Annotated in this window: 27 protein-coding genes, 1 tRNA gene and 1 pseudogene; 9 read left to right on the top strand and 20 right to left on the bottom strand. The window is 67.5% G+C overall.

Annotated elements, in window-relative coordinates; all coding sequences use genetic code 11:
* Positions 1-19 precede the first annotated feature (19 nt).
* From JKL49_RS04185 to bla, 4 genes and pseudogenes are all read right to left on the bottom strand, one after another.
* On the bottom strand, positions 20-415 hold the full coding sequence (locus JKL49_RS04185) for a VOC family protein (RefSeq protein ID WP_249778019.1): 396 nt from the start codon (positions 413-415) through the stop codon (positions 20-22).
* Between the two features lie 32 nt (positions 416-447).
* The gene (locus tag JKL49_RS04180) at positions 448-1,038 is read right to left on the bottom strand and encodes a TetR/AcrR family transcriptional regulator (protein ID WP_215338452.1); all 591 of its coding nucleotides are present in this window, start codon (positions 1,036-1,038) and stop codon (positions 448-450) included.
* 48 nt (positions 1,039-1,086) lie between these two features.
* Entirely contained in the window at positions 1,087-2,370 is a 1,284-nt protein-coding gene (locus JKL49_RS04175) for a cytochrome P450 (RefSeq protein WP_215338451.1), read from the bottom strand.
* A 94-nt stretch (positions 2,371-2,464) separates the two neighbouring features.
* Positions 2,465-3,238 (bottom strand): annotated as a pseudogene (bla, locus tag JKL49_RS04170) (subclass B3 metallo-beta-lactamase); the annotation flags it as partial.
* A 257-nt stretch (positions 3,239-3,495) separates the two neighbouring features.
* Here bla and JKL49_RS04165 point away from each other — a divergent pair.
* Together JKL49_RS04165 and JKL49_RS04160 are read left to right on the top strand one after the other, a co-directional pair.
* A complete protein-coding gene (locus JKL49_RS04165; protein WP_215338450.1) occupies positions 3,496-4,197 on the top strand; it encodes a YgdI/YgdR family lipoprotein in 702 nt (233 codons plus the stop codon).
* Positions 4,198-4,222: 25 nt separating this feature from the next.
* Positions 4,223-4,828, top strand: a complete 606-nt coding sequence (locus JKL49_RS04160) for a hypothetical protein (protein WP_215338449.1) — start codon at positions 4,223-4,225, stop codon at positions 4,826-4,828.
* Positions 4,829-4,836: 8 nt separating this feature from the next.
* Here the strand turns inward: JKL49_RS04160 and JKL49_RS04155 are convergent.
* From JKL49_RS04155 to JKL49_RS04135, 5 genes are all read right to left on the bottom strand, one after another.
* Positions 4,837-4,911, bottom strand: a tRNA-Gly gene (locus JKL49_RS04155).
* A gap of 67 nt (positions 4,912-4,978) precedes the next feature.
* Positions 4,979-5,179 carry a hypothetical protein gene (locus JKL49_RS04150; RefSeq protein ID WP_215338448.1) on the bottom strand — a complete coding sequence of 67 codons (201 nt, stop codon included), beginning with the start codon at positions 5,177-5,179 and terminating at the stop codon, positions 4,979-4,981.
* A gap of 252 nt (positions 5,180-5,431) precedes the next feature.
* Entirely contained in the window at positions 5,432-6,460 is a 1,029-nt protein-coding gene (locus tag JKL49_RS04145; protein ID WP_215338447.1) for a 2'-deoxycytidine 5'-triphosphate deaminase, read from the bottom strand.
* Positions 6,461-6,711: 251 nt separating this feature from the next.
* Entirely contained in the window at positions 6,712-6,933 is a 222-nt protein-coding gene (locus tag JKL49_RS04140; protein WP_215338446.1) for a hypothetical protein, read from the bottom strand.
* Between the two features lie 120 nt (positions 6,934-7,053).
* Complete coding sequence (locus tag JKL49_RS04135; protein ID WP_215338445.1) at positions 7,054-7,275, bottom strand: hypothetical protein; 222 nt, start codon at positions 7,273-7,275, stop codon at positions 7,054-7,056.
* A 208-nt stretch (positions 7,276-7,483) separates the two neighbouring features.
* Here JKL49_RS04135 and metZ point away from each other — a divergent pair, with 208 nt between their 5' ends.
* On the top strand, positions 7,484-8,668 hold the full coding sequence (gene metZ / locus JKL49_RS04130) for an O-succinylhomoserine sulfhydrylase (protein WP_215338444.1): 1,185 nt from the start codon (positions 7,484-7,486) through the stop codon (positions 8,666-8,668).
* Positions 8,669-8,708: 40 nt separating this feature from the next.
* Here the strand turns inward: metZ and JKL49_RS04125 are convergent, their stop codons facing one another.
* The 3 genes from JKL49_RS04125 to JKL49_RS04115 are packed head-to-tail and all read right to left on the bottom strand — an operon-like array spanning position 8,709 to position 12,005.
* Positions 8,709-10,427 (bottom strand): glucosidase family protein, encoded by a 1,719-nt coding sequence (locus JKL49_RS04125; protein ID WP_215338443.1) that lies wholly within the window; start codon positions 10,425-10,427, stop codon positions 8,709-8,711.
* Entirely contained in the window at positions 10,421-11,407 is a 987-nt protein-coding gene (locus tag JKL49_RS04120; protein ID WP_215338442.1) for a helix-turn-helix transcriptional regulator, read from the bottom strand. The genes JKL49_RS04125 and JKL49_RS04120 overlap by 7 nt, the downstream gene beginning before the upstream one ends.
* Before the next feature lie 55 nt (positions 11,408-11,462).
* A complete protein-coding gene (locus JKL49_RS04115; RefSeq protein ID WP_215338441.1) occupies positions 11,463-12,005 on the bottom strand; it encodes an NADPH-dependent FMN reductase in 543 nt (180 codons plus the stop codon).
* Positions 12,006-12,162: 157 nt separating this feature from the next.
* On the opposite strand from JKL49_RS04115, the gene JKL49_RS04110 reads away from it, so the two are divergent.
* On the top strand, positions 12,163-12,558 hold the full coding sequence (locus JKL49_RS04110; protein WP_215338440.1) for a hypothetical protein: 396 nt from the start codon (positions 12,163-12,165) through the stop codon (positions 12,556-12,558).
* 48 nt (positions 12,559-12,606) lie between these two features.
* Here the strand turns inward: JKL49_RS04110 and JKL49_RS04105 are convergent, their stop codons facing one another.
* Positions 12,607-13,338: a hypothetical protein gene (locus tag JKL49_RS04105; RefSeq protein WP_215338439.1), complete on the bottom strand. Its 732-nt coding sequence runs from the start codon at positions 13,336-13,338 to the stop codon at positions 12,607-12,609.
* 66 nt (positions 13,339-13,404) lie between these two features.
* Here JKL49_RS04105 and JKL49_RS04100 point away from each other — a divergent pair, with 66 nt between their 5' ends.
* Positions 13,405-13,896 (top strand): hypothetical protein, encoded by a 492-nt coding sequence (locus JKL49_RS04100; RefSeq protein ID WP_215338438.1) that lies wholly within the window; start codon positions 13,405-13,407, stop codon positions 13,894-13,896.
* A gap of 58 nt (positions 13,897-13,954) precedes the next feature.
* Here JKL49_RS04100 and fghA read toward each other — a convergent pair whose 3' ends face one another.
* From fghA to JKL49_RS04075, 5 genes are all read right to left on the bottom strand, one after another.
* Positions 13,955-14,779: an S-formylglutathione hydrolase gene (gene fghA, locus JKL49_RS04095; protein ID WP_215338437.1), complete on the bottom strand. Its 825-nt coding sequence runs from the start codon at positions 14,777-14,779 to the stop codon at positions 13,955-13,957.
* A gap of 2 nt (positions 14,780-14,781) precedes the next feature.
* Complete coding sequence (locus tag JKL49_RS04090) at positions 14,782-15,891, bottom strand: S-(hydroxymethyl)glutathione dehydrogenase/class III alcohol dehydrogenase (RefSeq protein ID WP_215338436.1); 1,110 nt, start codon at positions 15,889-15,891, stop codon at positions 14,782-14,784.
* A gap of 68 nt (positions 15,892-15,959) precedes the next feature.
* A complete protein-coding gene (locus JKL49_RS04085; RefSeq protein ID WP_347340352.1) occupies positions 15,960-17,423 on the bottom strand; it encodes an ATP-binding protein in 1,464 nt (487 codons plus the stop codon).
* Entirely contained in the window at positions 17,420-18,151 is a 732-nt protein-coding gene (locus tag JKL49_RS04080; protein ID WP_215338435.1) for a response regulator, read from the bottom strand. The genes JKL49_RS04085 and JKL49_RS04080 overlap by 4 nt, the downstream gene beginning before the upstream one ends.
* An 82-nt stretch (positions 18,152-18,233) precedes the next feature.
* Positions 18,234-18,779, bottom strand: coding sequence for a Spy/CpxP family protein refolding chaperone (locus tag JKL49_RS04075; RefSeq protein ID WP_215338434.1), 546 nt, complete (start codon positions 18,777-18,779; stop codon positions 18,234-18,236).
* Positions 18,780-19,042: 263 nt separating this feature from the next.
* On the opposite strand from JKL49_RS04075, the gene JKL49_RS04070 reads away from it, so the two are divergent.
* The gene (locus JKL49_RS04070) at positions 19,043-19,357 is read left to right on the top strand and encodes a GNAT family N-acetyltransferase (protein WP_215338433.1); all 315 of its coding nucleotides are present in this window, start codon (positions 19,043-19,045) and stop codon (positions 19,355-19,357) included.
* On the opposite strand, the gene JKL49_RS04065 is transcribed toward JKL49_RS04070, so the two are convergent.
* A complete protein-coding gene (locus JKL49_RS04065; protein WP_215338432.1) occupies positions 19,354-20,436 on the bottom strand; it encodes an acyl-CoA dehydrogenase family protein in 1,083 nt (360 codons plus the stop codon). The two genes, JKL49_RS04070 and JKL49_RS04065, sit on opposite strands and share 4 nt — an antisense overlap.
* Positions 20,436-21,629, bottom strand: coding sequence for an acyl-CoA dehydrogenase family protein (locus JKL49_RS04060; RefSeq protein WP_215338431.1), 1,194 nt, complete (start codon positions 21,627-21,629; stop codon positions 20,436-20,438). Before JKL49_RS04060 ends, JKL49_RS04065 begins: the two co-directional genes overlap by 1 nt.
* A 471-nt stretch (positions 21,630-22,100) precedes the next feature.
* Between JKL49_RS04060 and JKL49_RS04055 the strand changes: the two genes are divergently transcribed.
* From JKL49_RS04055 to JKL49_RS04045, 3 genes are read left to right on the top strand one after another with little or no spacing between them, the layout of a single operon-like run.
* The gene (locus tag JKL49_RS04055; protein ID WP_215338430.1) at positions 22,101-23,741 is read left to right on the top strand and encodes a globin-coupled sensor protein; all 1,641 of its coding nucleotides are present in this window, start codon (positions 22,101-22,103) and stop codon (positions 23,739-23,741) included.
* Positions 23,741-24,049: an STAS domain-containing protein gene (locus JKL49_RS04050; RefSeq protein WP_215338429.1), complete on the top strand. Its 309-nt coding sequence runs from the start codon at positions 23,741-23,743 to the stop codon at positions 24,047-24,049. The genes JKL49_RS04055 and JKL49_RS04050 overlap by 1 nt, the downstream gene beginning before the upstream one ends.
* Entirely contained in the window at positions 24,046-24,417 is a 372-nt protein-coding gene (locus JKL49_RS04045) for a response regulator (protein ID WP_215338428.1), read from the top strand. Before JKL49_RS04050 ends, JKL49_RS04045 begins: the two co-directional genes overlap by 4 nt.
* Positions 24,418-24,444: the final 27 nt, after the last annotated feature.

Raw genomic sequence — 24,444 nt, 5'->3', positions numbered from 1 at the left:
AGCCCGGGGATGACGATTGTTACTGGGCGGGCGCTGGCGGCTCGATCAAATCCCAGCGGTTGCCGTAGAGGTCCTGGAAGACCACCACCACGCCATAGGGCTCCGTGCGTGGCGCCTCCAGGAAGGTCACCCCGGCTGCGGTCATCCGCGCATGGTCGCGGGCGAAGTCGTCGGTGTGGAGGAAGCCCATGACCCGGCCGCCGGTCTGGTGGCCGACGCTGGCCACCTGGGCCGCGCCGGAGGCCTGGGCCAGCAGCAGGCCCGCCCCGCCGCCGCCCGACGGCGTCACCACCACCCAGCGCTTGCCGCCGCCCATGTCGGTGTCCTCGGTAAGGGTGAAGCCCAGGCCGTGGACGTAGAAGTCGATGGCGTCGTCATAGTCGGCGACGACGAGGGTCATAAGGGCGATGCGCATGCCGCTCCCTCTAGCCGACCGACACGCCCGCGTCAGTCGGCGAAGCGCGGGGAGAGCAGGAAGCCAAAGCCTGCGATCACCTTGGCCACCAGGCGGCCGGCGGCGGCCGGATCGTCGTCGCCCTGCATCAGCACCGCCGAGGCGATGCCGCGCCCCAGGACCCAGATGGTGAGCGAGACCTCCTCCACCCGCTCGGGCGGCACCCGGTCGTCGCCCTGGAACGAGGTCTGGAAGGTGGCGAAGGCGGCCCGTTCGGCGGCGCGGACGGCGTCGTTGGCGGCGAGCGCCTGCTCGGTCTGCATCAGGGCGTAGAGCTGCGGGTTGCGGCGGATGAAGGTGAGGAAGGCGCGCGAGGCCGCGTCGATGCGGTGGGGAAACTTGCCGCTGCCCATCGCCTGGTCGATGGCCCTGGCCAGCTCCTCCCAGCCCTCGATGGCCAGAGCCGCCAGCAGGGCGTGCTTGTCGGCGAAGTGGTGGTAGAGGGTGGCGACGCCACTGCGCACCTCGGCGGCGATGGCGCGAAGGTGCAGACCATCGACGCCGCCGGCCTCCAACAGCATGCGCGCCGCGTCCAGGGCGCGGCGGCGCAAGCTTCCGGCGATCGCCCTCAGTTCATCCGGCACGGCGTCCTCCCGCGCGCAGCATGGGCGAGGACGCGCGCCGGGGCCAGCCTAGAGCTTGGACGGCAGGACGACCTTCATCTCTTCATAGCCCTTCACGAAGATCGAGAAGGAGCGCTTGGGCTCCTCCAGCAGCTGAATGTCGGGGAAGCGTTTCATGATCTCCTCCCAGATGATGGTCAGCTGCAGCTCGGCCAGGCGGTTGCCCACGCAGCGGTGGATGCCGAAGCCGAAGGACATGTGCTGGCGCGGCCGCTCGCGGTCGATGATGTAGCTGTCGGGGTTGGCGATGACGCTCGCATCGCGGTTGCCCGAGACGTACCACATGGCCACCTTGTCGCCCTGGTGGATGGTCTTGCCGCCAAGCTCGAAGTCCTGGGTCGCGGTGCGCGCCATGTGGGCCAGCGGCGTCTGCCAACGGATGGTCTCCGACACCATGGACGGGATCAGCGACGGATTGGCGCGAAGCTTCTCGTACTGGTCGGGATTCTGGTTCAGGGCCAGGACCGAGCCGGAGATGGTGTTCCGCGTCGTGTCGTTGCCGCCGATGATCAGCAGGGCCACGTTGGCGTGGAACTCCTGCTGCGTCATGTTGCGGGTGTCGGCCCCGTGAGCCAGCATGGAGATCAGGTCCCCGGCCGGCTCGGCGTTGACCCTCTGGTTCCAGAGCTCGGTGAAGTAGCCGAAGCACTCGGCCATCATCGCCCGCATCTCCATCAGGTCCGCGGCGGGGCCGAAGCCCGGCGCCGTGGTCATGACATCCGACCAGCGGGTGAGCTTGCGCCGCTCCTCGAAGGGAAAATCAAACAGGGTGGCGAGCGTCATGGTGGTGAGCTCTTTGGAGACCAGGTCCACCCAGTCGAATTCCTCGCCGATCGGCAGGCTGTCGAGGATCAGGCCGGCCCGCTCACGGATCAGCGGGGCCATGATCGACAGTGCGTGCGGCGAGACCGCCGGGCTGACCGTCTTGCGCTGCACGTCGTGGCGCGGCGGGTCCATGGCGATGAAGTTGGTGGCGGTGTTGTTGGGGTCGCGGAAGCCCTGGGCGGCCTTCGGCGTGAGCGTGATGCCCTTGGCCGAGGAGAACACCTGGTGGTTGGAGTCCACCGCCAGGATGTCGTTGTACTTGGTGATCGACCAGAAGGCCCCGTAGTTGCTGTCGGCCGTGTAGTGGACCGGGTCTTCGTTCCGCAGCCGCTCGAACATCGGCCACATGGCGTCGTCCCGGAACAGCGAGGCGCGCGCCGGGTTCAGCTCCTCGATGGGGGTCTCGTAGGCGGACTTGCGCGCGGCGGCCCGCTTGTCGTTCAGGATGTCCACGGCGCCGTCAGCCATCGAAAAGTCTCCTACCCTCAGGCGCGGTTGGTCCGCGCTTGCCCGCTATCGAGACCTTCCGAACACAGTTCGACAAGTGCGGTGTTGGCAGCAGCTACTTCGCCGCCTTGGCCTTGGCCTTGGCCAGCGCGTCCTCGAAGCCCTTCTGCTGGGCGTCGATGACCTTCAGGTAGCCAGCGCGGTCGATGAAGGGATTGGGGCCGGGCCGGCCGAGGCGGGCCTGCTTGGCGCCCGCGTCGAAGAACTCCGCGTGGGGGGCCAGGAAGACGTCGCCGGGGATGGATCGCGCGGTGGCGAAGGTGTGGCGGTAGTCGGCGACGATGCCGGGATACTGCTCGGGAACCAGGCTGTTGGCCGCGACACTGGCGCTGCAGAAATAGAGCGCGGTGTGGGCGCTGCCGTCCTTGTCCTTCACCGGCCAGGTCCAGGTGGTGCAGCCCTGGGTGTGGCCGGGCGTCAGGTGGGCCGTCAGTTTTAAGCCCCCCAGCTCGACCACGCCGCCGTCCTTCACCGCCCGGTCCACCTTCACGCCGGGAAAGTTCATGGTGGTGACCTTTTCCGAGCCCGGATAGACCCCCTTCTCCAGGGCGTAGCGCTCGGCTTCGGCCGCGATCATGGTCGCCCCGGTGTCGGCCTTCAGCTTGGCCAGGCCGCCCGAATGATCGAAGTGGCCGTGGCTGGTGAGCAGGATCTTCACGTCGCTGAGCTTGAAGCCCAGCTTGACGATGTTGGCCTCCACCAGGGCGGCGTTCTGCGGGAGCCCCACATCCAGCAGCACGGCGCCCTTGGGCGTCACGATCAGCAGGGCCGTCAGCCCCGCCGAGCCGACGGAATAGGTGTTGTCGATGATCTTGTAGGGGGCCGCCGGCTGGGCCCAATTGGCCTGGGCGAAGGCCGGGCGCGGCGGTCAGGGTCAGGGCGGCGGCGAGCAGGAGGGTCTTCATGGGAGGCTCCGCTGGAGGTGTCTTGAACCGACGGCAACTCTGGTGACGCGCATAGCTCGTGTCGATGCTGGAAAAGTTAATCTCAACAGATCCGTAGAGGTTCGGTGAACTACTGCCGCTTCCAACCAAAACTTGCGACGGCACGCCTCTCGCCCATAGGGTGAGGCAGGGGGAAATTCTGATGCTCAAAAAAATTACGCTGGCGATGGCAGCACTTAGCCTCGCGGGGTGCGTGAGCACTCAATCGGTGATGACACGCACGGACATGATCAATCGCCCGCCGCTCGATGTGGTGGCGCAGGCCGAACTTGGCGACACCATAGTCGAGAAGGGCAAGCTCACGACCTACGAAGGTCTGGATTTGAGAAACGAACTCACCTGGGGCGACGGCTGGCTGCTGAAGAAGTTCACCATCTCGCCCGGCAAGCTCAGAGCCCGGCAACAGGATGCCAAGTTCACATACTTCTACTCCGACAAGATGACCGTCTACGACGGCCTCCTGGGAACAGCGCCATACGGCGCTGGAGGCCTTTGCACGAAGAAGGTCGATCCAACTTTTGTCCGGGCTTTCATCGTGACCGGCGCATGTGGTGTGAATCCCAAGACCGCGCCTGAAGTACGTTCGACACGGGTTGTCGATCTCGATGCTCCGAACTTCCGGCAGGAGCTGATCTACAATGGGCGGTCAGGGGAAACCGTGAAGTTCCTCTACAGGGAATTCTCCGGTGACTATGCGCGTCCGCCGTTCTCCCAAGATGTGCAGTACGACCTAAAGGACGGCAACATGATTGGCTTCAAGGGGGCTCGGATCGAGATCGTGGAAGCATCCAATACGAAGCTCTCTTACCGCGTCCTCTCGTCATTCCCAGACCCGGCGGTCTGAATCTTTTCAGGTGAGCCAGACTTCAATGAAACACCCACTGGAGAGCGACGCCGAGCGCGCATTCGAACTGCTAAAGCAGACAACCGAACATGGCGTGCGGCAGGGCGTTCAGCTAGGAACCTGGTTGGTCGTAGGCAACGGCGGCGGGCTGGTCTTAACGATGCAGGCCATCATTCAAACGAATTCCTCGGCTGCCACACACCTCCTGCAACCGGCTGCCTACAGCTTTGCGCTTGGAGTCGTCCTGGCCTTCAGTGCGGCGATCATCACTTACGTCGCCTGGATTGCTGCCGTTAGTTGGATGACGCTTAGGTACGATGGCTTGGCTGGCATTGCCGCGGCTGACTTCATCGAGCGCGAAGGGGTGATCATTGAAGAAGGTTCGGAAACTCATCAACTAGTTGAGAGGTCCAAACAACGCGCTGGCAATACAAGCGGGGCGTTATGGACCGGCGCAGTCAGCGGCGCTGCGGTCGCCCTGCTTTTGGCCTCAGGAATATGTTTTGCTGCAGGCGTATATGGACCTCTGAAGGACATTCAAGTCCTCCAATCGCAGGCGGTAACCTCCGCGAAAAATTCCCCTAGAACCGAGCCGGAACGGGTGACTGCAAAACCTCGCATCCAAAAGTAGGTAAGCATTGGAGCGGGCGATGGGATTCGAACCCACGACATTCAGCTTGGGAAGCTGACGCTCTACCCCTGAGCTACGCCCGCGAAGGCCTTAGCGGGTAAGGCTTGCAGTGGGGGTTCTCTAGCGGGTCTCGCAGACCCACTCAAGCGCCTAACCGGTGATGACCCATTCGGCGACATAGGCCTGGGCCTTGCGGGCGAGGCCCGGGGGGCCGGAGAAGTAGAACTCGCTGCCGAACAGGGTGCGCTGTTCGCGCCAGGCCAGCGGGCCGGTGTCCTCGGTCTGCAAGATCTGCCGCAGGCGGTCGCGCTTTGCGGTGGGTACGAAGGCGATGTAGGTCGCGTCGGACATGGCGGGTTTTCCTGGTCCCTCACGCTCCAGAAAACCGCGAGTCGAACTTAAATATGGTTAACGCGATCAACAGCTTGGCTGTGGCGGCCTGCCGCAGGGTGCAATAAAACTCCGCTCATCCCGGCGAAGGCCGGGACCCAGATTTCATCCGTAGCCCCACAAGATGGCCCTCCCGCGGCAACCCGGGTCCGCATGAATCGGAATGGGCTTCACCTGGGTCCCGGCCTTCGCCGGGATGAGCGGAGAAGGTGGTCAGGCGTTAGTCGGCCAGCGTTGGAAGTGCTTGGAGAGCTTCAGGCCCTGGCGCTGGTAGTGACTGCCCTGGTCGCCGTAGAGCCGCGAGGGCTTGGCGGTCAGGGGCTCATAGACCAGGCGGGCGACGGTCTGGCCGTCCTCCAGCAGGAAGGGGGTCTCGTGGCTGCGGACCTCCAGCACGCCCTTGGAGCCCACGCCCTGGGCTTCCTCGGTGCCGAAGCCGGGGTCGAAGAAGCCGGCATAGTGGACGCGGAACTCGCCCACCGAGGGGTCGATGGGGGTCATCTCGGCGGCCTGCAGGACCGGGATCTCGATGGCCTCCTTCGAGGCCAGGATGTAGAACTCGCCGGGATCGAGCAGCAGTTCGCCATTCTGCGGGATCAGCGGCTCCCAGTAGTTGCGCGGGTCGTGGCCGTCGACATTGTCCATGTCGATGACGCCGGCATGGCGGCGCGCGCGGAAGCCGGCGATGCCGTCGGAGAGGTCGACGCCGACGCTCTTGGTCAGCAGCTTGGCGGGACTGCCGCGTTTCAGCCGCAGCTGGTTCAGCCGGGTGCCGGTGCGCACCAGGATGGAGAAGGTCTGGGGCGCGATCTCGATATAGGTGGGACCATCATAGCCCTCGATCACGTCGTCGAAGGCCGGCTGGTTGTCCGACAGCAGGCGCACGAAGACGTCGACGCGGCCGGTGGAGCTCTTGGGGTTGGCCCGGGCCGAGACGCCCGGCGGCAGGTGCAGGCGCTCCTGCAGCTCGGCGATATAGACGCAGCCTTTTTCGAGTACGGCCCCTCTGGTGAGATCCAGTTCGTGCATGGCCACGTCGGCGATGCGGCTGGCCACCGTGCGGCCCAGGCGGGGCAGGAAGCTCGCCCGTACCCGCCAGCAGCGGGCGGCCAAGCGCAGGTCGAGACTGGCGGGCTGCACCTGATCGGCGTCGAAGGGCGTCGCCGAAAGGATGGCGCCCTGGGTGATCAGCTCATCGATGGATTGGCAGGGGAGAATCCCCGCGCGGGTCGCGTCGGTCATCGGCGGGACACTCGCCGGGAGGGGCTGGATTGGCAAGTGCGGCGTGTTGGTTGGGGGGCGAGCTCATCCAACACAGGCCGTCATCCTCGGGCTTGTCCCGAGGATCCATGATCTCCGCCTATCCGCAGAGAGCGAACGTCGCCGCCGAGACCGATCTTCGCCACGGCGTTTATGGATCCTCGGGACAAGCCCGAGGATGACGGCCAGGTAGGGAGAGGGGGCTAGGGACTCTCCTCCCCTGCCCCGTCCGCCTAGTGCTTGCTCTTCCCGACCTTGCCGGCGATCTCCGACAGCATGGCGACGGCGGCGCCCACCCCGAACAGGGCGAGCGCCTCACCGAAGGTGGCGGCCGGGCGCAGCACCGCGGGAACCACGCTTTGCAGGGGGTCCGACAGGGCCAGGATCACGAGATTCAGCGCCCCGAAGAAGGTCAGGATCAGGCTGAAGACTCGGATCGCGAAATTGACCGGCATGGGGTCCTAGACCCTTTCCGGATCAGGTTGAATCAACCTGACCGGATAAAAAGGGTCTACCTTCCTGAACTTAGAGCATGTCCGGGCGGCGAACCGGTTCCCACTTGCGCCTGACATGCTCTAGTAGCTCTTGGCCGGACGCTTGGCGGCGATCTCAGCCAGCAGGTAGATCATGGCGCCGAGGCCGAGCAGGCTCACCGACTGGGCGAAGCCTTGGGTCAGCACCAGCTGAGCCGGAATCTTGGCGGTCATCGTCGCGGGCAGGAAGCCCAGGGCCACATTGAGCAGGCCCAGCACGACCATGATCAGGCCGAGAAGGCGAAACAGCATATTGAGCGGCATTTTGTAGTGTCCTCCCTATAGTTCACCGCAGGTTGCTCCGTTTTTAAGCAGACGCGAAGCCGATTCAGCCGCACGGCGAACGGCCAAGCTTGACCGGCACGTCCTGCTTGAGGTTCATGCCGCCCTCCCTGAAGGGCTTCGCAGGAAAACTGGATTCCGGTTTGGCGCGCGAGGGCGCTTTGTGCGGACGTCTGAAGAGGAGCGCCTCATGGCCGAAGATCCGAACACCTGGCAGCAAGAGACCAAGCTGGTGCGCGGCGGTATGGCCCGTTCCCCCTATGGCGAGATCTCCGAGGCGCTCTACCTGACCCAGAGCTTCGCCTATGAGAGCGCCAGCGCCGCCGACAAGCGGTTCTCCGGCGAGGAGCCGGGCTTCATCTACCAGCGCTTCGGGAACCCCACGACCCAGATGTTCGAGGACCGGCTGGCGCTTCTTGAAGGCGCTGAGCAGTGCCGGGCCACCGCCTCGGGCATGGCCGCGGTGCATGTGGCCCTGCAGGGGCTGGTGCGGACCGGCGACCACATCGTGGCGGGCCGGGCCCTGTTCGGCTCCTGCCGCTGGATCCTGTCGGAACTGATGCCGCGCTACGGGGTGGAGGTGACCTTCGTCGACGCCACCGACATCGAGGCGTGGAAGAACGCGGTACGCCCCAACACCAAGGTCTTCCTGGTGGAGACGCCTGCCAACCCGCTGCTTGAGGTGACCGCCATCGGCGCGGTGGCCGACGTGGCCCATGCCGCCGGCGCCAAGCTGGTGGTGGACAATGTCTTCGCCACCCCGATCTTCCAGAAGCCGCTCGCGCTCGGCGCCGACATTGTCGTCTATTCGGCCACCAAGCATATCGACGGCCAGGGCCGGGTGCTGGGGGGCGCGATCCTGGGCGCCAGCGAGCTGATGACCGAGAGCTACAAGGACCTGCTGCGCCACACCGGCCCGGCCCTGTCGCCCTTCAACGCCTGGGTGCTGCTGAAGGGCCTGGAGACCCTGGACCTGCGGGTGCGCCGCCAGACCGAGAACGCCGCCAAGATCGCCGACGCCATCGGCGCGCACGCCAAGTGCAATCAGGTGATCTATCCGGGCCGTCCCGATCACCCCCAGGCGGCCATCATCGCCAACCAGATGTCGGGGGGTGGCAATGTGGTGGCCTTCGACCTGGGGAGCCGCGAGGCCGCCTGGCGGTTCCTCGATACGCTCGCCATCGTCGACATCTCCAACAACCTGGGCGACGCCAAGTCGATGGCCACGCACCCGTCCACCACCACCCACCGCTCCATGCCCGAGGCCGAACGCCTGAGCATCGGCCTGACCGAGGGCTGGGTGCGTATGAGCGTCGGGCTCGAAGGCGCCGGGGATCTGACCCGGGACGTCGAACGGGCCCTCGACGCGGCCTAGAGATCTGACCACGTCCTCTCCCGCGCGGGAGAGGACGTGGTCAGTCGAGATCGCCCTTGAGCACGACGTCCTTGTGCGCCAGGGCCACCGCCGCCGGCAGGCTGGACCAGCCCTGCAGCAGCGACCCGCGGCCCCAGGGCGGGGAGAAGTATTCCACCGCCCCCATCCAGCCCTGGCTGAGGCAGAATTCCCACCAGCGGACCATCGGATAGCGCCAGCCCGGCAGGCCGCGCCGCAGGCGCTCGCCGGCATAGAGCCCGTCCAGCCAGGGCCAGTCGGAGCCGTTGTGGTAGCGGAACGGGAACACGGTCTTCGACCTCAGGTCGCCGCGCCGGCTGAAGGGCGGATAGGCGCAGAGCATGCCCCAGTCTCCGAAGCCCTGGGCGGCGTTGTGGCGGCTCTCCAGATCGCGGCGGACGCGCTCCAGCACCTCCAGGGCGTCGGTCTCCGGCACGGCGTCGTGGCGCAGCAGGGTCAGGCTGTCGAGGGTCAGGTGGTCCTCGGCGACGCCGGCCGGCCCGTCGAGATAGTCGGGATAGCCGCCATGCGGCCGCTTCATCTGGGCCGCCACCGCCGCCCGCGTCTCAACCGCCGTCGCCCTGGCCTCCGCCGCTAGCGCCGGGTCCTGCGCCGCTCCCAGCGCGACGATGGCGTCCAGGGCGCCGACCCACAGGCCGATATCGTAGCTCACCAGGCCCGAGCGATAGACGTTGTCGGCCCAGTCGCGGTCGTGGCGCGGCTTCACCGGAAGGCCGTTCACGGAAAGTCCGAGATAGCGTTCGTAGATCGCCCGCACGAAAGGCCAATTCCGGTCCACCGGCTCGGTGTCCCCGGTGGCGCGGACGTAATCTCCCAGGGTCAGGACGAAGAACAACGGCGAGTCGAAGTGGTCGCTCCACCAGTCGGCGCGGCGCCTGTGGATCCAGTCGAAGCCGAACACCGTGGTGCGCAGCGCCTCCCAGGCCTGGGCCATCTCGGGACCGGAGACGATCACCCCGCTCGGGGCCTCACCGTCGGGCTGGATGCCGGCCGCCAGCAGGTCGATCTGGGCGTGGACCACCGCCGGCGCGGCCGTCAGCAACAGTTGCAGGGTCCAGTAGCCGTCGCGGAAATAGGTCCGGGCCGGCGCGCTATAGGCCAGGCCCGCGGCCAGGCCATCGAACCGCCCGCGCTCGTCGCGCCGCACCGCCGAGAGCGCCGCATGGGTTCCCTGCATAACCATGGAGCGCAGCACCGGATCGGCCTCCGGCAGCTGGTCGCAGTGGGCGGCATAGTGCTCGGCCTCGGTAAGGATGGTCTCCACCGTCAGGCCAAGACCGCGCTCGGCCTCGTCGACGTGGGCGCCGGCTGAGATCACCAGGTCGGGACCGCGCGTCTCCAGCAACACAACCGCCCATGGCAGGTCGATCCGCCGCCGCTCGCCTTTGCGAGTCACCTTGGATTTCGGATGCGCGGTGCGGTCCCACGAGGCGCATTTCCGCGCCGGGGTGAAGCCACGATAGGCCACGCCCTTCAGCACCAGCACCGGGTCGGACTGGGCCGCATAGGCCCCGCCCGTAGGCGTGGTCACCAGGTTCGGGGCGTGGACGTAAGGTCCGGCCAGGGCGGAGAACCGCAGCCGTCCGAGGTCGCCGGCGCCCCATAGGGCTAGCTCCAGCCGGCCGTCGGGATGCAGCTCGCCCTGCAGGCGCGGCCCCATGATCGGCAGCAGAACCGGGACCGTGCTCTCCACCCGGCCGTCGGCGCGCGGGGTCAGCATGGCGCGCCGTGGGCGGCGAGCGCCACGGCGAGTTCATCACGCATCATCTGCTTCAGCCGCTCAGGGCCCAGGATCTCCACCTTGTCGCCCCAGGTGAACAGGTGCCAGGCCAGCTCCCGCATGCCGCCGGCGTGGAAGGTCGCCAGCACCCCGCCGTCGGCCAGGGGCTCCAGCCTCTGGGTCGGGTGGAATCGCCAGCCCATGGCCTCCTCCGCCCCGTGGGGCAGGATGCGCAGCCGCACCTCTTCGACCTCGTCCTGATAGATGCCGAAGGAGCGTTCGACGAAGGCCTGCAGGGTGAAGTCCTCCGGCTTGGCGCCGAAGGTCTCGGTGACCTCCAGGTCGGCCACCCGGTCCAGCCGCCAGGTGCGCGGCTCCTTTGAATTCCCCTCCGCCCCCACCAGATAGTTGGACCGCCCGAACAGCACCCCGAACGGGGTGATCTCCCGCACCCGCCCAGGCGTCGAGCCGCCCTGGTATTTGAAGCGCAGGCGCCGCAGGGACTTGATGGCGTCGCGGATCGCGCCCAGCACGCTCTCGTCCTCGAAGGGCCGGGGGCCAGCGTGGATGGAGATGGCCTCGGCTTCCAACAGAGCCTCCAGGTCCGGGGCGAGCTTGCGGCGCACGCCGGCCCGCATGGCCGACAGCACCTTCTGTTCCAGGTTCAACAAGGCAGCCGACCGCCCGGTTGCGCCCATGGCTCGGAACTGTTCGGCCGCGGCATGCAGGGCGGCGAACTCATCGGCGGTGGGCGCCTGGAAAATGCCGTCGAGGCCGGAGGGGATCTTGAACCGCTTGGTGGGGGGGTCGTCGATCTCGTCCATCTGCGGGAAGGCGTCGCGCACCGCGTCGCGCATCCGCTCGGCGGTGCGCCGTCCCACCCCCATGGCCTGGGCCATCTCATCGAGGGTCAGCCCCTCGGCGGAGGAGGCCAGAAGACGGGCCAGCTCCAGCAGCCGTGTCGCCTTCTCATGCCGCAAGCCCTGTCCTCCGTCTTGATCCTCTTATCCTTTATCTGGTTGGCGAGGTCACCGGCTACCGGTCCGCGCGAGGCTCGGCGCTGATCGCCGCGGCCAGCCGCGCGAGACCGCTGGCCAGGGCCTCCGACAGCGCCGGATCGGCGGCGATGGCCCCGGCGTCCAGAGGCCGCCCGCGCAGAGGGAGCGCCACGAAGGCCTCCTCCACCAACCGCGCCGACATGGTGGTGAGGATTTCCCGCAGTTGGGCGGGCGCGTGGACAGAGGCCGGCGAGGTGCTGATCAGTATGGTGGGGGTGTCGGCGAACTCCAGGCTGGCCACCAGCCAGTCCAGGCCGTTCTTCAGGGCGCCTGGCACGCCATGCGCATATTCCGGCGAACTGATCAGCAGACCATCGCTGGCCCCCACCGCCCGACGCAGTTCGGCGACCGGTTGCGGCGGTGTGTCGGTGTCGAGATCAGGATTGAAATGCGGCAGCTGGGCCAGGCCGTCATAGAGGAGGACCTCCACACCGGCCGGCGCCAGCAGGGCCGCGGCCTCCAGCGCCGCGCCATTTGAAGAGACAGCCCTCAGGCTGCCGCAGAGGGCGAGCAGGCGCATGCGATGTCCCCGGCAACCTTGAGAGTCGTGGATCGTTGATACGCCGAGTCGGTCCGCGTGCCTGGACCACGGAAATTGAGAACAGAGCGAAAACACACGACCGTTTCTGACGCACCCCCCGCCTAGGGTGATCCTGCCGAAACGAAAGGAGCCACACATGCCCAACGTCGCTCAACTCCGCCGCCCTCGCGCCGTCCGCTCCGAACCGTTGTTCCTGTTCGACGTCCGCCGCCCGGTGGAGGCCGCCAACGCCGACATGATCGCCAAGGTCATCACCCACGCCGACATCGCCGTGCGCCAAGCCGGCGGCCGCATGAAGCTGCGGGTCTCCGCTGAGATGGTGGAACGGCTGCAGATCCAAGGTCGCCTGGCGCGCGGCGACCACCGCCTGGCCGACCTGACCGTGGTCTGGGACGAAGCCCAGGGCGAAGTGGTCAGCGTCCGCGACGACGCCCGCCTGCGCGACGCCAACGCCCGCTTCGCCGAATGGGACTCCCTCTGGGACGAAGCGAGCTACGAGTTCGCCGACGAGCGGCAGTCGGTGGCGGCCTAGTGCCAAGTCGGGAAATTGAAGATCGACCTTTGAAGTCTAGTCTGCCGCCTAAGTCCGATCGCGAAGAGCACGAAGCCCCGTGATCGTCCACTGGACCTTTGACACCCTAAGGGCGTCAAAGCCCGCATCGTGATTTCTGTTCGACATCCGAGTCCGGGCTTCAGTACGGAAGAGATCTGTCGCCTCAACCGTGTTGCTCTCCCATGCCGAGGCGGGAATTCGATGCACAAGCCCCAGCGATTGAATCTTCTCGCCCCACACGGCTATGCGCCCATCGAAGGCAAGCTGGTGGAAGGCCTTGAGCGCTTCCCAAAGCTCGTCGGCGGTGACGGGCTCGCTATCCGCGTCGCTACCCCAGCGTCCGGTGATTAAGTACATGATGGCTTCGACAAGCTTGGTGTCAGGACCGACGATTTGCATGGTCGCGGCCGCAGCAGCAGCGCCAGCCCCCGTCATAGGGGACGGCGATTTTGCCGGCTTTAGAACTTTCGTGGGGAGAGCATCGAGCTTCTCCTTACTGAGGTGTGTGAGCTGATCATCTCGGAGCGAGAGCCGCGCGTTCAGGGCGTCGATCTGCACCCCATACTGCCAGCGCAGCACGATCCAGATAACCGCCGTCACGGCCAAGACGCAGAGGGCGAAGCTCCATGGCGCATGGAGGATCACCACGCCTTCTGCTCGCAGAGTCTCGATTGGCTCCATAACCTCGATATCCCGCGATTTCGGGCCCGGTTGCAAAAAGACAATAACAGGACGGAGGTCGGAACAAAAAAAGAACATCTACCTATTAGTTGCGAATCATTCTTAAGAGCAGTAACGAGAAGGCTTCTGAAGGAGTCGCGCCCCATGCCCTGCGAAACCGCCCACCTCCGCGACCTGAGTCAGGGCGAGCACATGCTGGTCTGGGGGTTCCGGGCCATGGCCTTTGGGGTCGGCGCCTGCCCGCTGGTGCAGCGGTCGTACGAGCGGGCCTGCGGGGTGATGGGGAGCGAGGCGCTGGGTGCGCTGCAGGTCTTCGTCCGCGAACTGGCCCGGCGCGGCAAGCGCAAGGTCACCCTCTGCGTCCCCGGCTCCTACCGCCTCAGCCGCGACGAGCAGCTGATCGTGGCGATCTTCGCCGCCGCGCAGATGGAGGACTATCCGCGTCTGGAGGCTCACCTTGCCTGGCTATTGGCCGACGCCTGCCAGCCCCCCTTCCCCGCCGCCGCCTGCCTGGTGGCCCAGGCCTTCGCGATGAACGGCCTGATCCTGCGCGTGCCGGACATGGCCCCGCCGCCGGTGGCGTTGGAGGCCTACGAGGCCGACGACGTGGTGGTGCCCTTCCGCCGGGCGATCTGACTCCTTTGCTCCCGCTCCTTGCAGCAGGATAGACACCACCTGACGCCGGTGTCAGGCCTCAGAGCCGCGCCGCGTGCCAGGCGACATGGTCGGCGATGAAGCTGGTCATGAAGAAGTAGGAGTGGTCGTAGCCCGGCTGCATCCGCAGGGTCAGCGTCTGGCCCGCGGCCTTGCAGGCCGCCGCCAGCAGCTCCGGCTTCAGCTGGCTTTCCAGGAAGTCGTCGCCGGTCCCCTGGTCCACCAGGATGTCGTCGAACTTCGCCGCGCCCGCCTCGATCAGTACGCAGGCGTCGTGCGGCATCCAGGCGGTCTCGTGCGCCCCCAGATAGGCGGTGAAGGCCTTGCGCCCCCAGTCGCAGCGGCTCGGCGAGCAGATCGGCGCAAAGGCCGAGACCGACCGGAACAGGTTCGAATGGCGCAGCGCCAGGGTCAGCGCCCCGTGCCCGCCCATGGAGTGGCCGGAGATTCCGACACGGGCGAGGTCCACCGGGAAATCCTGCCCCACCACCGCCAGCAGGTCGCCGGTGATGTAGCTCTCCATCTGGAAATGCTTCGCCCAGGGCTCTTGCGTCGCGTCCACATAGAACCCCGCCCCTTGGCCGAGGTCATAGGCCAGGTCGTCAGCCACGCCCTGCCCGCGCGGGCTGGTGTCGGGCGCCACGATGGCCAGGCCCGCCGCGGCCGCCGCGCCATAGGCGCCGGCCTTGGTGGTGAAGTTGTCCTCGGTGCAGGTCAGGCCCGAGAGCCAGACCAGCAGGGGAAACGGCCCCTCCCCCGCCGGAATGAAGATCGAGAAGGTCATCGGCGTGCCGGTGGCCTCGCTGGCGTGCCGGCAATAGCTCAGCGTCCCGCCATGCACCTTGTGCGACTTGAGGATTACCACCCCTAGAACACCACCACCGAGCGGATGCTCTCGCCCGAATGCATCAGGTCGAAGGCCTTGTTGATGTCCTCCAGCGGCATGACGTGGGTGATCATCGGGTCGATCTCGATCTTGCCGTCCATGTACCAGTCGACGATCTTCGGCACGTCGGTGCGGCCCCGGGCGCCGCCGAAGGCCGTGCCCTTCCAGACCCGCCCGGTGACCAGCTGGAACGGCCGGGTGGCGATCTCCTTGCCCGCCTCGGCCACCCCGATGATGATGCTCTCGCCCCAGCCGCGATGGCAGGCCTCCAGCGCCTGGCGCATCACCGTGGTGTTGCCGGTGCAGTCGAAGGTGTAGTCGGCGCCGCCGTCGGTCAGGGCCACCAGATGGGCCACGATATCCCCGTCGAGGGTCTTGGGATTGACGAAGTGGGTCATGCCGAACCGGCGGCCCCATTCCTCCCGGTCGGGATTGATGTCGACGCCGATGATCATGCCGGCCCCCACCATCCGCGCGCCCTGGAGGACGTTCAGGCCGATGCCGCCCAGGCCGAAGACCACCACACTGGCGCCCGGCTCGACACCCGCCGTGTTGACCACCGCGCCGACCCCCGTGGTCACCCCGCAGCCGATGTAGCAGGCCTTGTCGAAGGGGGCGTCGTCGCGGATCTTGGCCACCGCGATCTCGGGCAGGACGATGTGGTTGGCGAAGGTCGAGCAGCCCATGTAGTGGGCGATGGCCTGGCCCTTGTAGGAGAACCGGCTGGTCCCGTCCGGCATCAGGCCCTTGCCCTGGGTGCCGCGGATCGCTGTGCACAGGTTGGTCTTGCGCGACAGGCAGCTTTTGCACTGGCGGCATTCCGGTGTGTAGAGCGGGATCACGTGGTCGCCGGGCTTCACACTGGTCACCCCGGGGCCGACCTCCAACACCACCCCGGCCCCTTCATGGCCCAGGATCGAGGGGAAGAGACCCTCGGAATCCAGCCCGTCCAGGGTGTAGGCGTCGGTGTGGCAGATGCCCGTGGCCTTGATCTCCACCAGCACCTCGAAGGCTTTCGGCCCCTCCAGGTCAACCTCGACGATCTCCAGGGGCTGCTTGGCTTGGAAGGCGACGGCGGCGCGGGTCTTCATGGGGGAGTCTCCGGGGTTGCGCCGGAACATGTCGGGCCGCCGCGATAGAGGCAAGCGGCGCCGGCCCCTTAGCGCACAGACAACGGCAATCGCACCCGCGCGGTAAGCCCTGCGGCCGACGAGACCAGCACCACGTCCCCGCCGTGCGCCCGGGCGATGGACCGCGCCACGGCGAGACCCAGGCCCACCCCGCCACCGTCCAGAGTGCGCGCCGCCTCGGCGCGGTAGAAGGGCTGGAACACGCGCTCCAGATCGCCGGCGCCCAGCCCCGGCCCGTCGTCGGCGATTTCCACCACCGCGTGGCCGTCGTCCTGGAAAACCCGCACCCGCCCCCGCGCGCCGTACTTCACCGCATTGTCCAGCAGGTTGCCGAACAGGCGCTGCAGGCCGAGCGCGTCAGCCTCCACGGTGACCGGGACGCTCGCCTCCAACACGCTCAGGTCCTGGCCTCCGGCGTCGTCCACCAGGCATTCCAGCAGCGACAGCAGGTCCAGCCGTTCGCGGGGCCTTGCTGCGCTGGCGTCGCGGATAAAGGCCAGGACCGAGGTGATCATCGCCTCCATCTGGGCGACGTCGGCCAGCACCGCGTCCTTCACAGGCTTGGGCGCCCCCTCCAGCTTGAAGCGGATGCGGGCCAGCGGCGTGCGCAGATCGTGGGAGATGGCGCCGACCATGGCGGTGCGGTCGTCGATGAAGCGTTTCAGCCGCACCTGCATGTCGTTGAAGGCGCGCGCCGCGGCGCCCACCTCGGCCGGTCCCGACAGCGCCATCAGCGGGCCGCTGGGATCGCGGCCCAGGGTCTCGGCGGCGCGGGCGAACCGGTCCAGGGGCGCGGTGATCCGGCGGGCGAAAAAGTAGCCGAGCGGCGCCACCAGCAGCAGGCAACCGGCCAGCCACAGCAGCACCCGCCCCTGCCAGTCATTGAGGAAGGGTTCGGGCTGGGGGCGCACCACCAGCCACCGGCCGTCGCTCTGGCGGACGGCGGCGCTGAACTCGCCGAACATCGGCGGGCCCATTTCGCGGAGGGCCATCATCGGCGGCGGGCCTCCGGCCGGCCCGGCGATGAACACTCTGAACCGCCTCCGGCCTGGCGGTTCGCCGGGCGGGGGCGGTTCGAGGGCGCCGGCCATCATGGTCTCGTGGCGGACCTCCATGGCCTGGCCGCCGATGCCAAGGGTGCGGTGGAGCCGGCCTGGGAAGGTCAGGTGCTGGGTCAGCCGGACATCGTCCTCAGGGACCGATAGCAGGACCGCCAGCTGCCGACGGGCGTGCGCGCTCGGGGCGGGCGGATCGGCGGGCTCGGGCGGCGGCGCGGGAAGCATTTCGCGCACCAGGGGGCGTCCGAAGCGCGGGGTGAGCGAACCGCCTTTCAGGGCCTGGGCCACGTCCTCCAGCCGGTAGACGGCCTGCGGCGGCGGCGGCATCAGCACGACGACGGCGAAAGTCATCACCTGGGCGGCGACCAGGCTCACCAGCAGCAGGGCCACCAGTTGCAGGCCGATGGGCGCGCCGGAGCGCCCGTTCGGCGTCACGAGCGGGTGACCTTGGCATCGAACAGATAGCCCGCGCCGCGATAGGTCTTGATCACCTCGGCCGGCGCGCAGTCGTGCAGCTTGCGGCGCAGACGGCTGATCTGCACGTCGATGGCGCGGTCGAAGACGTCGGCCTCGGTGCCCCGGGCCTTCTCGATCAGCTCGTCCCGCGACAGGATCCGCTGCGGGTTGTCGAGGAAGACGCTGAGCAGGGAGAACTCCCCGGCGGTCAGCAGGAGGCTCACCCCGTTGGGCGCGCGCAATTGGCGGCGCACCCCGTCGAGGGTGAACCCCAGGAACGAGTAGGCCTTGCCCTTGGGTGGGCCGGGATTGCGGGCGTCCTCCCGGCGGCGCAGCACGGCGCGCACCCGGGCCAGCAGCTCACGGGGGCTGCAGGGCTTGGCCAGATAGTCGTCGGCCCCCAGCTCCAGGCCCAGGATGCGGTCGATCTCCTCGCCCATGGCCGACAGCATGATGATGGCCGGGCCGCCGCCATCGGCGATGCGCCGGCAGATGGAGAGACCGTCCTCGCCCGGCAGCATCAGATCGAGCACGATCAGGTCGATGGTCGCCCTGGCCAGAACCTGCTCCATCGACGCCGCGTCGCTCGCCTGAGCCACCGCGTAGCCGTGCTGGGCGAGATAGTCGGCGATCCCCACCCGCAGCTCCGCGTCGTCGTCGACGACCAGGATCTGCGGGACGGAGAAGGCGTGGGCGGCCGGGGTCATGGAAGCGTCAGTGCAGGCCAAAAGTGGCGGCTCTATCGCACGCCCGCCACAATTGGCTCCTGCTTCCACCGGTCGCGCAAGCTCAGTCGTGCGGACCATCGCCGCCGGGCATCATCATCATCATCTGGCGGTGCATCATCATCGGCGGACCGCCTGCACCGTGCATCATCATGCCGGTCCGGTGAAGGGCGTCGAACACCGCCTGCTGGTCCGGCGACAGGGCGGCATAGAAGGCCCGGGTGGCGGCCGCCACCTTGGCCTGGCGCGCCTGGTGCTCGGCGGCCATCCTGTCCATCTCATCAAGACGCTGAAGCGTCGTCTGGCTGGCCTTCGGCGGGCCCATCATCATTTTGTCGGGCCCGTCCGCCGGGTGCATGGCGTCGCGCAGCGCGCGCCAGGCGGTCTCCTGCTCAGGACGCAGCCGCAGGATGGTGTGCATGTCCTTGTCCATCTGCGCCATGTGTTCGGCCATGTGCGCCTTCATCATCGCGGGATCAGGCATCCCTGGCATCCCTCCCATGCCGTGCATGCCGGCCATCCCCGCAGGCGGGGGACCGGGCGGCTGCGCGGCGGCAGGGCCGGCGAGAGCGAAGAGGCCGATGGCCGCGAGGGCCGCGTAGTTGGACATGAGTGTCTCCCTGAAGATTCCGCACTCAAGCTCCCACATCCGGGGTCCGCATTGATTTCAGTCACAAACTCAGCGGTGAAACAGAACTGCAACAGAGCGCTCGGCTTCAGCCGTCAGGGGGCGGCGGTGTGCATCCGGCCTGGGACCAAGAATGAACGCGTGAGCGAGCCTCCCAGACGAGCGGCAAAGGCGCTGTGCGAATAACGCTTTGACCCTGACCGATCGCCCGGCTTGATTGCATGTGCAGATTCCAGGAGGCCCAGATGTCGGACGACGAAATCGCGGTGGTGATGAACACCGACACTCATCGGTTCGAGGCGCAGCTCGGTGGCGCGACCGCCTTCGCCGAGTACCAGCTGGGCGACGACACCATCACCTTCCCTCACACCGTCGTGCCCGACGCCTTCGCCGGCAAGGGCGTGGGCGGCAAGCTGGTCCAGGCGGGCCTGGCCTATGCCCGGGAACACAAGCTGTGGGTGCGGCCCACCTGCGCCTTCTTCCACGCCTACATCGCCAAGCGGCCGGAACTGCACGAGTTGGTGCATCCCGACATGCGCGAGGGGCTCAGTGTTCCTTAAGCCGTCAGGCCCTGCATCTGGGCGGCCAGGGCTCGGACCCGCTCGGGACCGCCCAGCAGCTGGCGGTTGAGGCCCACCCGCTTGAACCAGAAGTGCAGGCCCAGCAGGTCGGTGATGCCCATGCCGCCGTGCACCTCGGTGGAGGTCCGGGCGATGAAGCGGGAGACCTCCGACAGGTGCGCCTTGGCGTGGGCGGCCACCAGGGAGCTTTCGTCGGGCGCGGCGTCGAAGGCGTAGCCGGCGTACCAGACCAGCGACCGGCAGGGTTCCAGCTCGGCGGCCATCTCGGCGCAGAGGTGCTTGACCGCCTGGAACGAGCCGATGACCCGGCCGAATTGCTTGCGCTCCTTGGCGTAGGCCACGGCCTTCTCGATCATCACGTCGCAGGCGCCCAGCGTGTCGGCGGCCAGCAGCACCCAGCCGGCGTCGCGCAGGCGCGCCAACACATCCTTGCCGCCGGTGAGCGGCTCGGCGGCGACCTTGTCGAAGGTCAGCTCGGCCATGCGGCGGGTCAGGTCGATGCCGGTCATGATCTCGCGGGTCAGGCCCGCGGCGCCGCCCTCAACCAGATGCAGGGCGCCGCCGGTGTCAGCGACGATCAGCAGGTCCGCGCCCAGGCCGCCCGGGACGAACAGCGCCTTGCCCGAGAGCTTGCCGCCGGACGCGGTGACGCCCGCGCCGTCGCGCGCGCCGGCCACGGCTTCCGAGATGGCGACCGCCGCTGTCACCTCGCCCGAGGCGAGCTTCGGCAGCCACTTGGATTGCTGCTCTGCCGACCCCGCCAGCCGCAGGGCCAGGGGCGCCAGCACCGTGCCCATGAAGGGAACCGGCGCCACCGCCCGTCCCAGCGCCTCGGACATCAGGGCGGCGTCCAGCAGGGTCAGGCCCAGGCCGCCATATTCCTCGGAGATCACGATCCCCGGCAGTCCGAAATCGGTGAGCGCGGCCCAGACATCGGCGCCCCGGTCGGTGGGGTCCCCGGCGAATTTGCGCACGCGGTCCAGGGAGGCCGCCTCGGCCAGGGTGCGGCTCAGGCTCTCCTGCATCATCCGCTGGTCTTCGGTGAGGGAGAAATCCATCAGACCACCGCCAACTTGGGTTCGCGCGGCAGGCCCAGGCCCCGCTCTGAAATGATGTTCTTCTGGATCTGGGCGGTGCCGCCGCCGATGATCAGCCCCAGATCGAACATGTAGTTGCGCTGCCAGCTGCCCTTGGCGCGCAGGTGCGGCCCGTCCTCGTAAAGCACCCCCAGTTCCCCCAGGGCGTCGATGGCGAGCGCCGCGATCTGGTGGTTCAGCTCGCACCCCTGCAGCTTGACCACCATGCCCGCCATGCCGGCCGACTCTCCGGTCATCGAAGCGGTCAGGGTCCGCAACCCATTGAACTTCATGGTCATCAGCCGGGCCTGCAGGGCCATCAACCGGTCGGCCATCACCGGGTTGTCGATCAGCCGCTGGCCGTCGACGGTCTCACTCTTCATCAGGTCGATCAGGGCGGCGAACCGCGCCTCCGTCGCATTGGGGTCCCCCAGCATGCCGCGCTCATGCTTCAGCGTCGCATTGGCCACGAACCAGCCCCGCCCACGCCCGCCGACCACCGCGCTCTGCGGCACGCGGACATCGGTGAAGAACACCTCGTTGAACTCCGCCGACCCCGTCATGGTCTTAAGCGGCCGCACCTCGATCCCCGGCGTCGTCATCGGGAAGAGGATGTAGGAAATCCCGTCGTGCTTGGGCGCCTGCGGCTCGGTGCGCACCAGGCAGAAGATCATGTCGGCCTGGGCCGCGGTGCTCGTCCAAATTTTTTGGCCCGAGATCAGGAAGTCCTCACCGTCCTCGACGGCCTTGGTCTGCAGGTTGGCGAGGTCCGATCCGGCGCCCGGTTCCGAGTAGCCCTGACACCAGACGGTCTCGCCGCGCAGAGTGGGCGAGATCCAGCGGGTCTTCTGCTCCTCGGAGCCCACCTCCAGCAGGGTCGGGACCAGCATGGAGATGCCCTGGTTGGCGAAGCCGCGGGGCGCGCCGGCGGCGGTGAATTCCTCGGCGATGATCCGCGACTTCAGGATGTCGGGCTGCGCGCCATAGCCGCCATAGGCCTGGGGGATGGTGCGGGCCGCATAGCCGTTGTCGATCAGCAGGGCCTGCCATTCCATGGCCGCCTCACGGGGGCGATCAGCGCCCGCGCCCGGCGCATAGCGGTCCTGGTGGGCGACCAGGAAGCCGCGCACCTCGTCGCGGAACGACTCCATATCGGGCGTAAGCCTCAGGTCCATGGCGTCATCCTCCGGCGGTCTCTTGTCGGCCGACAGGCCAGCACCGTACGGCGCGCTCCGCAAGTCTGACCTCGCGGAACCCCCGCCCCCTTAAGTCTTAACCCCGATCACGCGCGCCAGATTGTCGCGGAGGCCCTCAAGTCTCGGCTTTTGTTGGGGAACCGCCCCACGGCCAAGTCGGGCCAAGATTCCGGTAACCATTTCTTCAAGCCAAACACCGTACCCAATTCAGACATCCGATCGAACTGGCCTTGGCGCGCTCGTCGCCTTCACAGAATTCGATGCAGATGGGTGGATCAGAGGGGGACACATCGATGATAGATCATAGTATATCGAAGTATTCCCAGCTGGTCGCCAGCATCACGGCGGCGCCCCTGAGTCTCGCCGGGTTCGAAGAGTCACGCTCGCCGAGTCGCCGACTCAAATCCGGCGCCAGGCCTTTCGCGGCTGCTCAGAACGCCCGGCGCCCGCATGGCTGACACCAAGGCTATCGCCCTCGACCGTCGCCTCGACTTCATCGGCTTGGACGCCAAGGCCCGCGCCGCGCTGGTCGACGCGCGCCCGGTGGTGGAAAAAGCCCTGCCTGTGGCCATCGGCGCCTTCTATGAGCAGCTCGCCCGCCACGACGCGACCCGCAGCGTGTTCGGCGGGCCCGAGCACATGGAAAAGGCCCAGCAGCGCCAGATCGGCCGCTGGGGCGGCGTGCTTACCGCGCGCTACGACGAGGCCTACCTCAAGGACGTGCGCACCATCGCGGAAGCCCACGTCAATATCGGCTTCAAGCCCGAGTGGGCGATCGGCGGCTATGCCCGCATCCTCGACGAGATGGTGCGCTCCATCCTGGCCGCGCATTGGCCCAAGGGCTTCGGCGCCAAGACCGCCCAGCGCGACAAGGCCGCCGACGCCATCGGCGCGGTCATCAAGGCCGCCCTCCTGGACATGGACCTGCTGCTGTCGTTCCAGAACGACATCGTCGAGCACCAGCACCTTGAGGCCGCCGGCCTGCGCAGCGAAACCGACCTGGAGCAGAAAAAGGCCATTCACGGCCTGGCCGGCGCCCTGCAGGCGCTCAGCGAAGGCGACCTGCGCCACCGCATGAGCCAGAACTTCACCGGCGAGTACGCCAAGCTCGGCGCCGACTTCAACAAGGCCATCGGCCACCTGGAAGAGGTGATGGGGGCCATCGCCGGCAACGTCTCGGGCATCCACGCCGGCGCCGGCGAGATCAGCACCGCCGCCGACGACCTCTCGCGGCGCACTGAACAGCAGGCCGCGACACTGGAAGAGACCGCTGCGGCCTTGGACCAGATCACCGTCACCGTCCGCAAGACCGCCGCCGGCGCCAAGGCCTGCGCCGAGGTGGTGGTGGCCGCCCGCGGCGACGCCCAGACCAGCGGCGACGTCGTGCAGCAGGCCGTCGCGGCCATGAGCCAGATCGAGAGCTCAGCCCAGCAGATCAGCCAGATCATCGGCGTCATCGACGAGATCGCCTTCCAGACCAATCTGCTGGCCCTGAACGCCGGGGTCGAGGCCGCCCGCGCCGGGGAAGCCGGCCGCGGTTTCGCGGTGGTCGCCTCCGAGGTCCGGGCGCTCGCCCAACGCTCGGCCGAAGCCGCCAAAGAGATCAAGACCCTGATCAGCGCCTCGACGGCCCAGGTGAGCTCCGGCGTCCAGCTTGTGGGCCAGACCGGGGACGCCCTGCAGCGTATCGTCAGTCGGGTCGCCGAGATCGACAGTCTGGTGACCGAGATCGCCGCCAGCGCGCAGGAACAGTCGGTCGGGCTCGCCCAGGTCAACACCGCCGTCAACCAGATGGACCAGGTGACCCAACAGAACGCGGCCATGGTGGAGGAGTCCACCGCCGCCAGCCACAACCTTGCCCAGGAAGCCCAAGGACTCGCGGGCTCCGTCGGCATGTTCCAGATCGGCGACCAGCACGCACCGCCGCCGGCCATCGCCCGCAACGCCACCACCACGCCCGCTCGCCGTCCCCCGGCCGCGGCCTTCGCTGCCCGTCATGGCGCGCCCCAGGTCCGCACCTCCGCCCGCGACGGCGCCGCCCTCCGCAAACCCGCGCCGCTATCGGGCGCCGATGAATGGGAAGAATTCTGATGGCCACGGACACCGCAACCGTCGCGGACCGGGCGACGGTCAGCCTCGCTCCGGTTCTGGACCTGCAGGCGGCTGAGCCGCTGCGGGCCGAGCTGATGGCCCTGCGCGGCCGTCCGCTGGACCTCGATGCGTCTCAGGTCACCCGCATGGGTGGTCTATGCCTGCAGGTTTTGATGTCTGCGCGCAAAATCTGGTCCGAGGACGGCGTCTGCTTAACGGTGGATCAACCGTCTTTGGCGTTTTCAGAGCAATTGGCGGCGTTCGGTGAACCCGAGCTTCAATTCGAACCGCAAGGGGAACTTTCGTGACCAAGACCGTACTGACGATCGACGATAGCCGCACCATGCGGGAGATGCTGAACCACGCACTGGTGGAGGCGGGCTACCGCGTCATCCAGGCTGTGGACGGCGTCGATGGCCTGGAAGTCCTGCAAGCCAACGCCGGCATCGTGGACGTGGTGATCACCGACATCAACATGCCCCGCCTCGACGGCTTCGGCGTGATCGAAGGCGTCCGCGCCAATCCCGAGCACCGCGCCACGCCGATCCTGGTCCTGACCACGGAAAGCGATGCGGCCAAGAAGGAACGGGCCCGTTCGGCCGGCGCCACCGGCTGGATCGTCAAGCCTTTCAATCCTGTGAAGCTGGTCGACGCCGTTCGCCGCGTCGCCGCCTGACCCTCTAGAAGCCGTTTCGGAGCGTTC

The organism is Phenylobacterium glaciei (assembly GCF_016772415.1).
GTDB lineage: Bacteria > Pseudomonadota > Alphaproteobacteria > Caulobacterales > Caulobacteraceae > Phenylobacterium > Phenylobacterium glaciei.
Note: the sequence above shows the minus strand (reverse complement) of the source record. Positions and strands in the feature narration are given on the sequence as shown.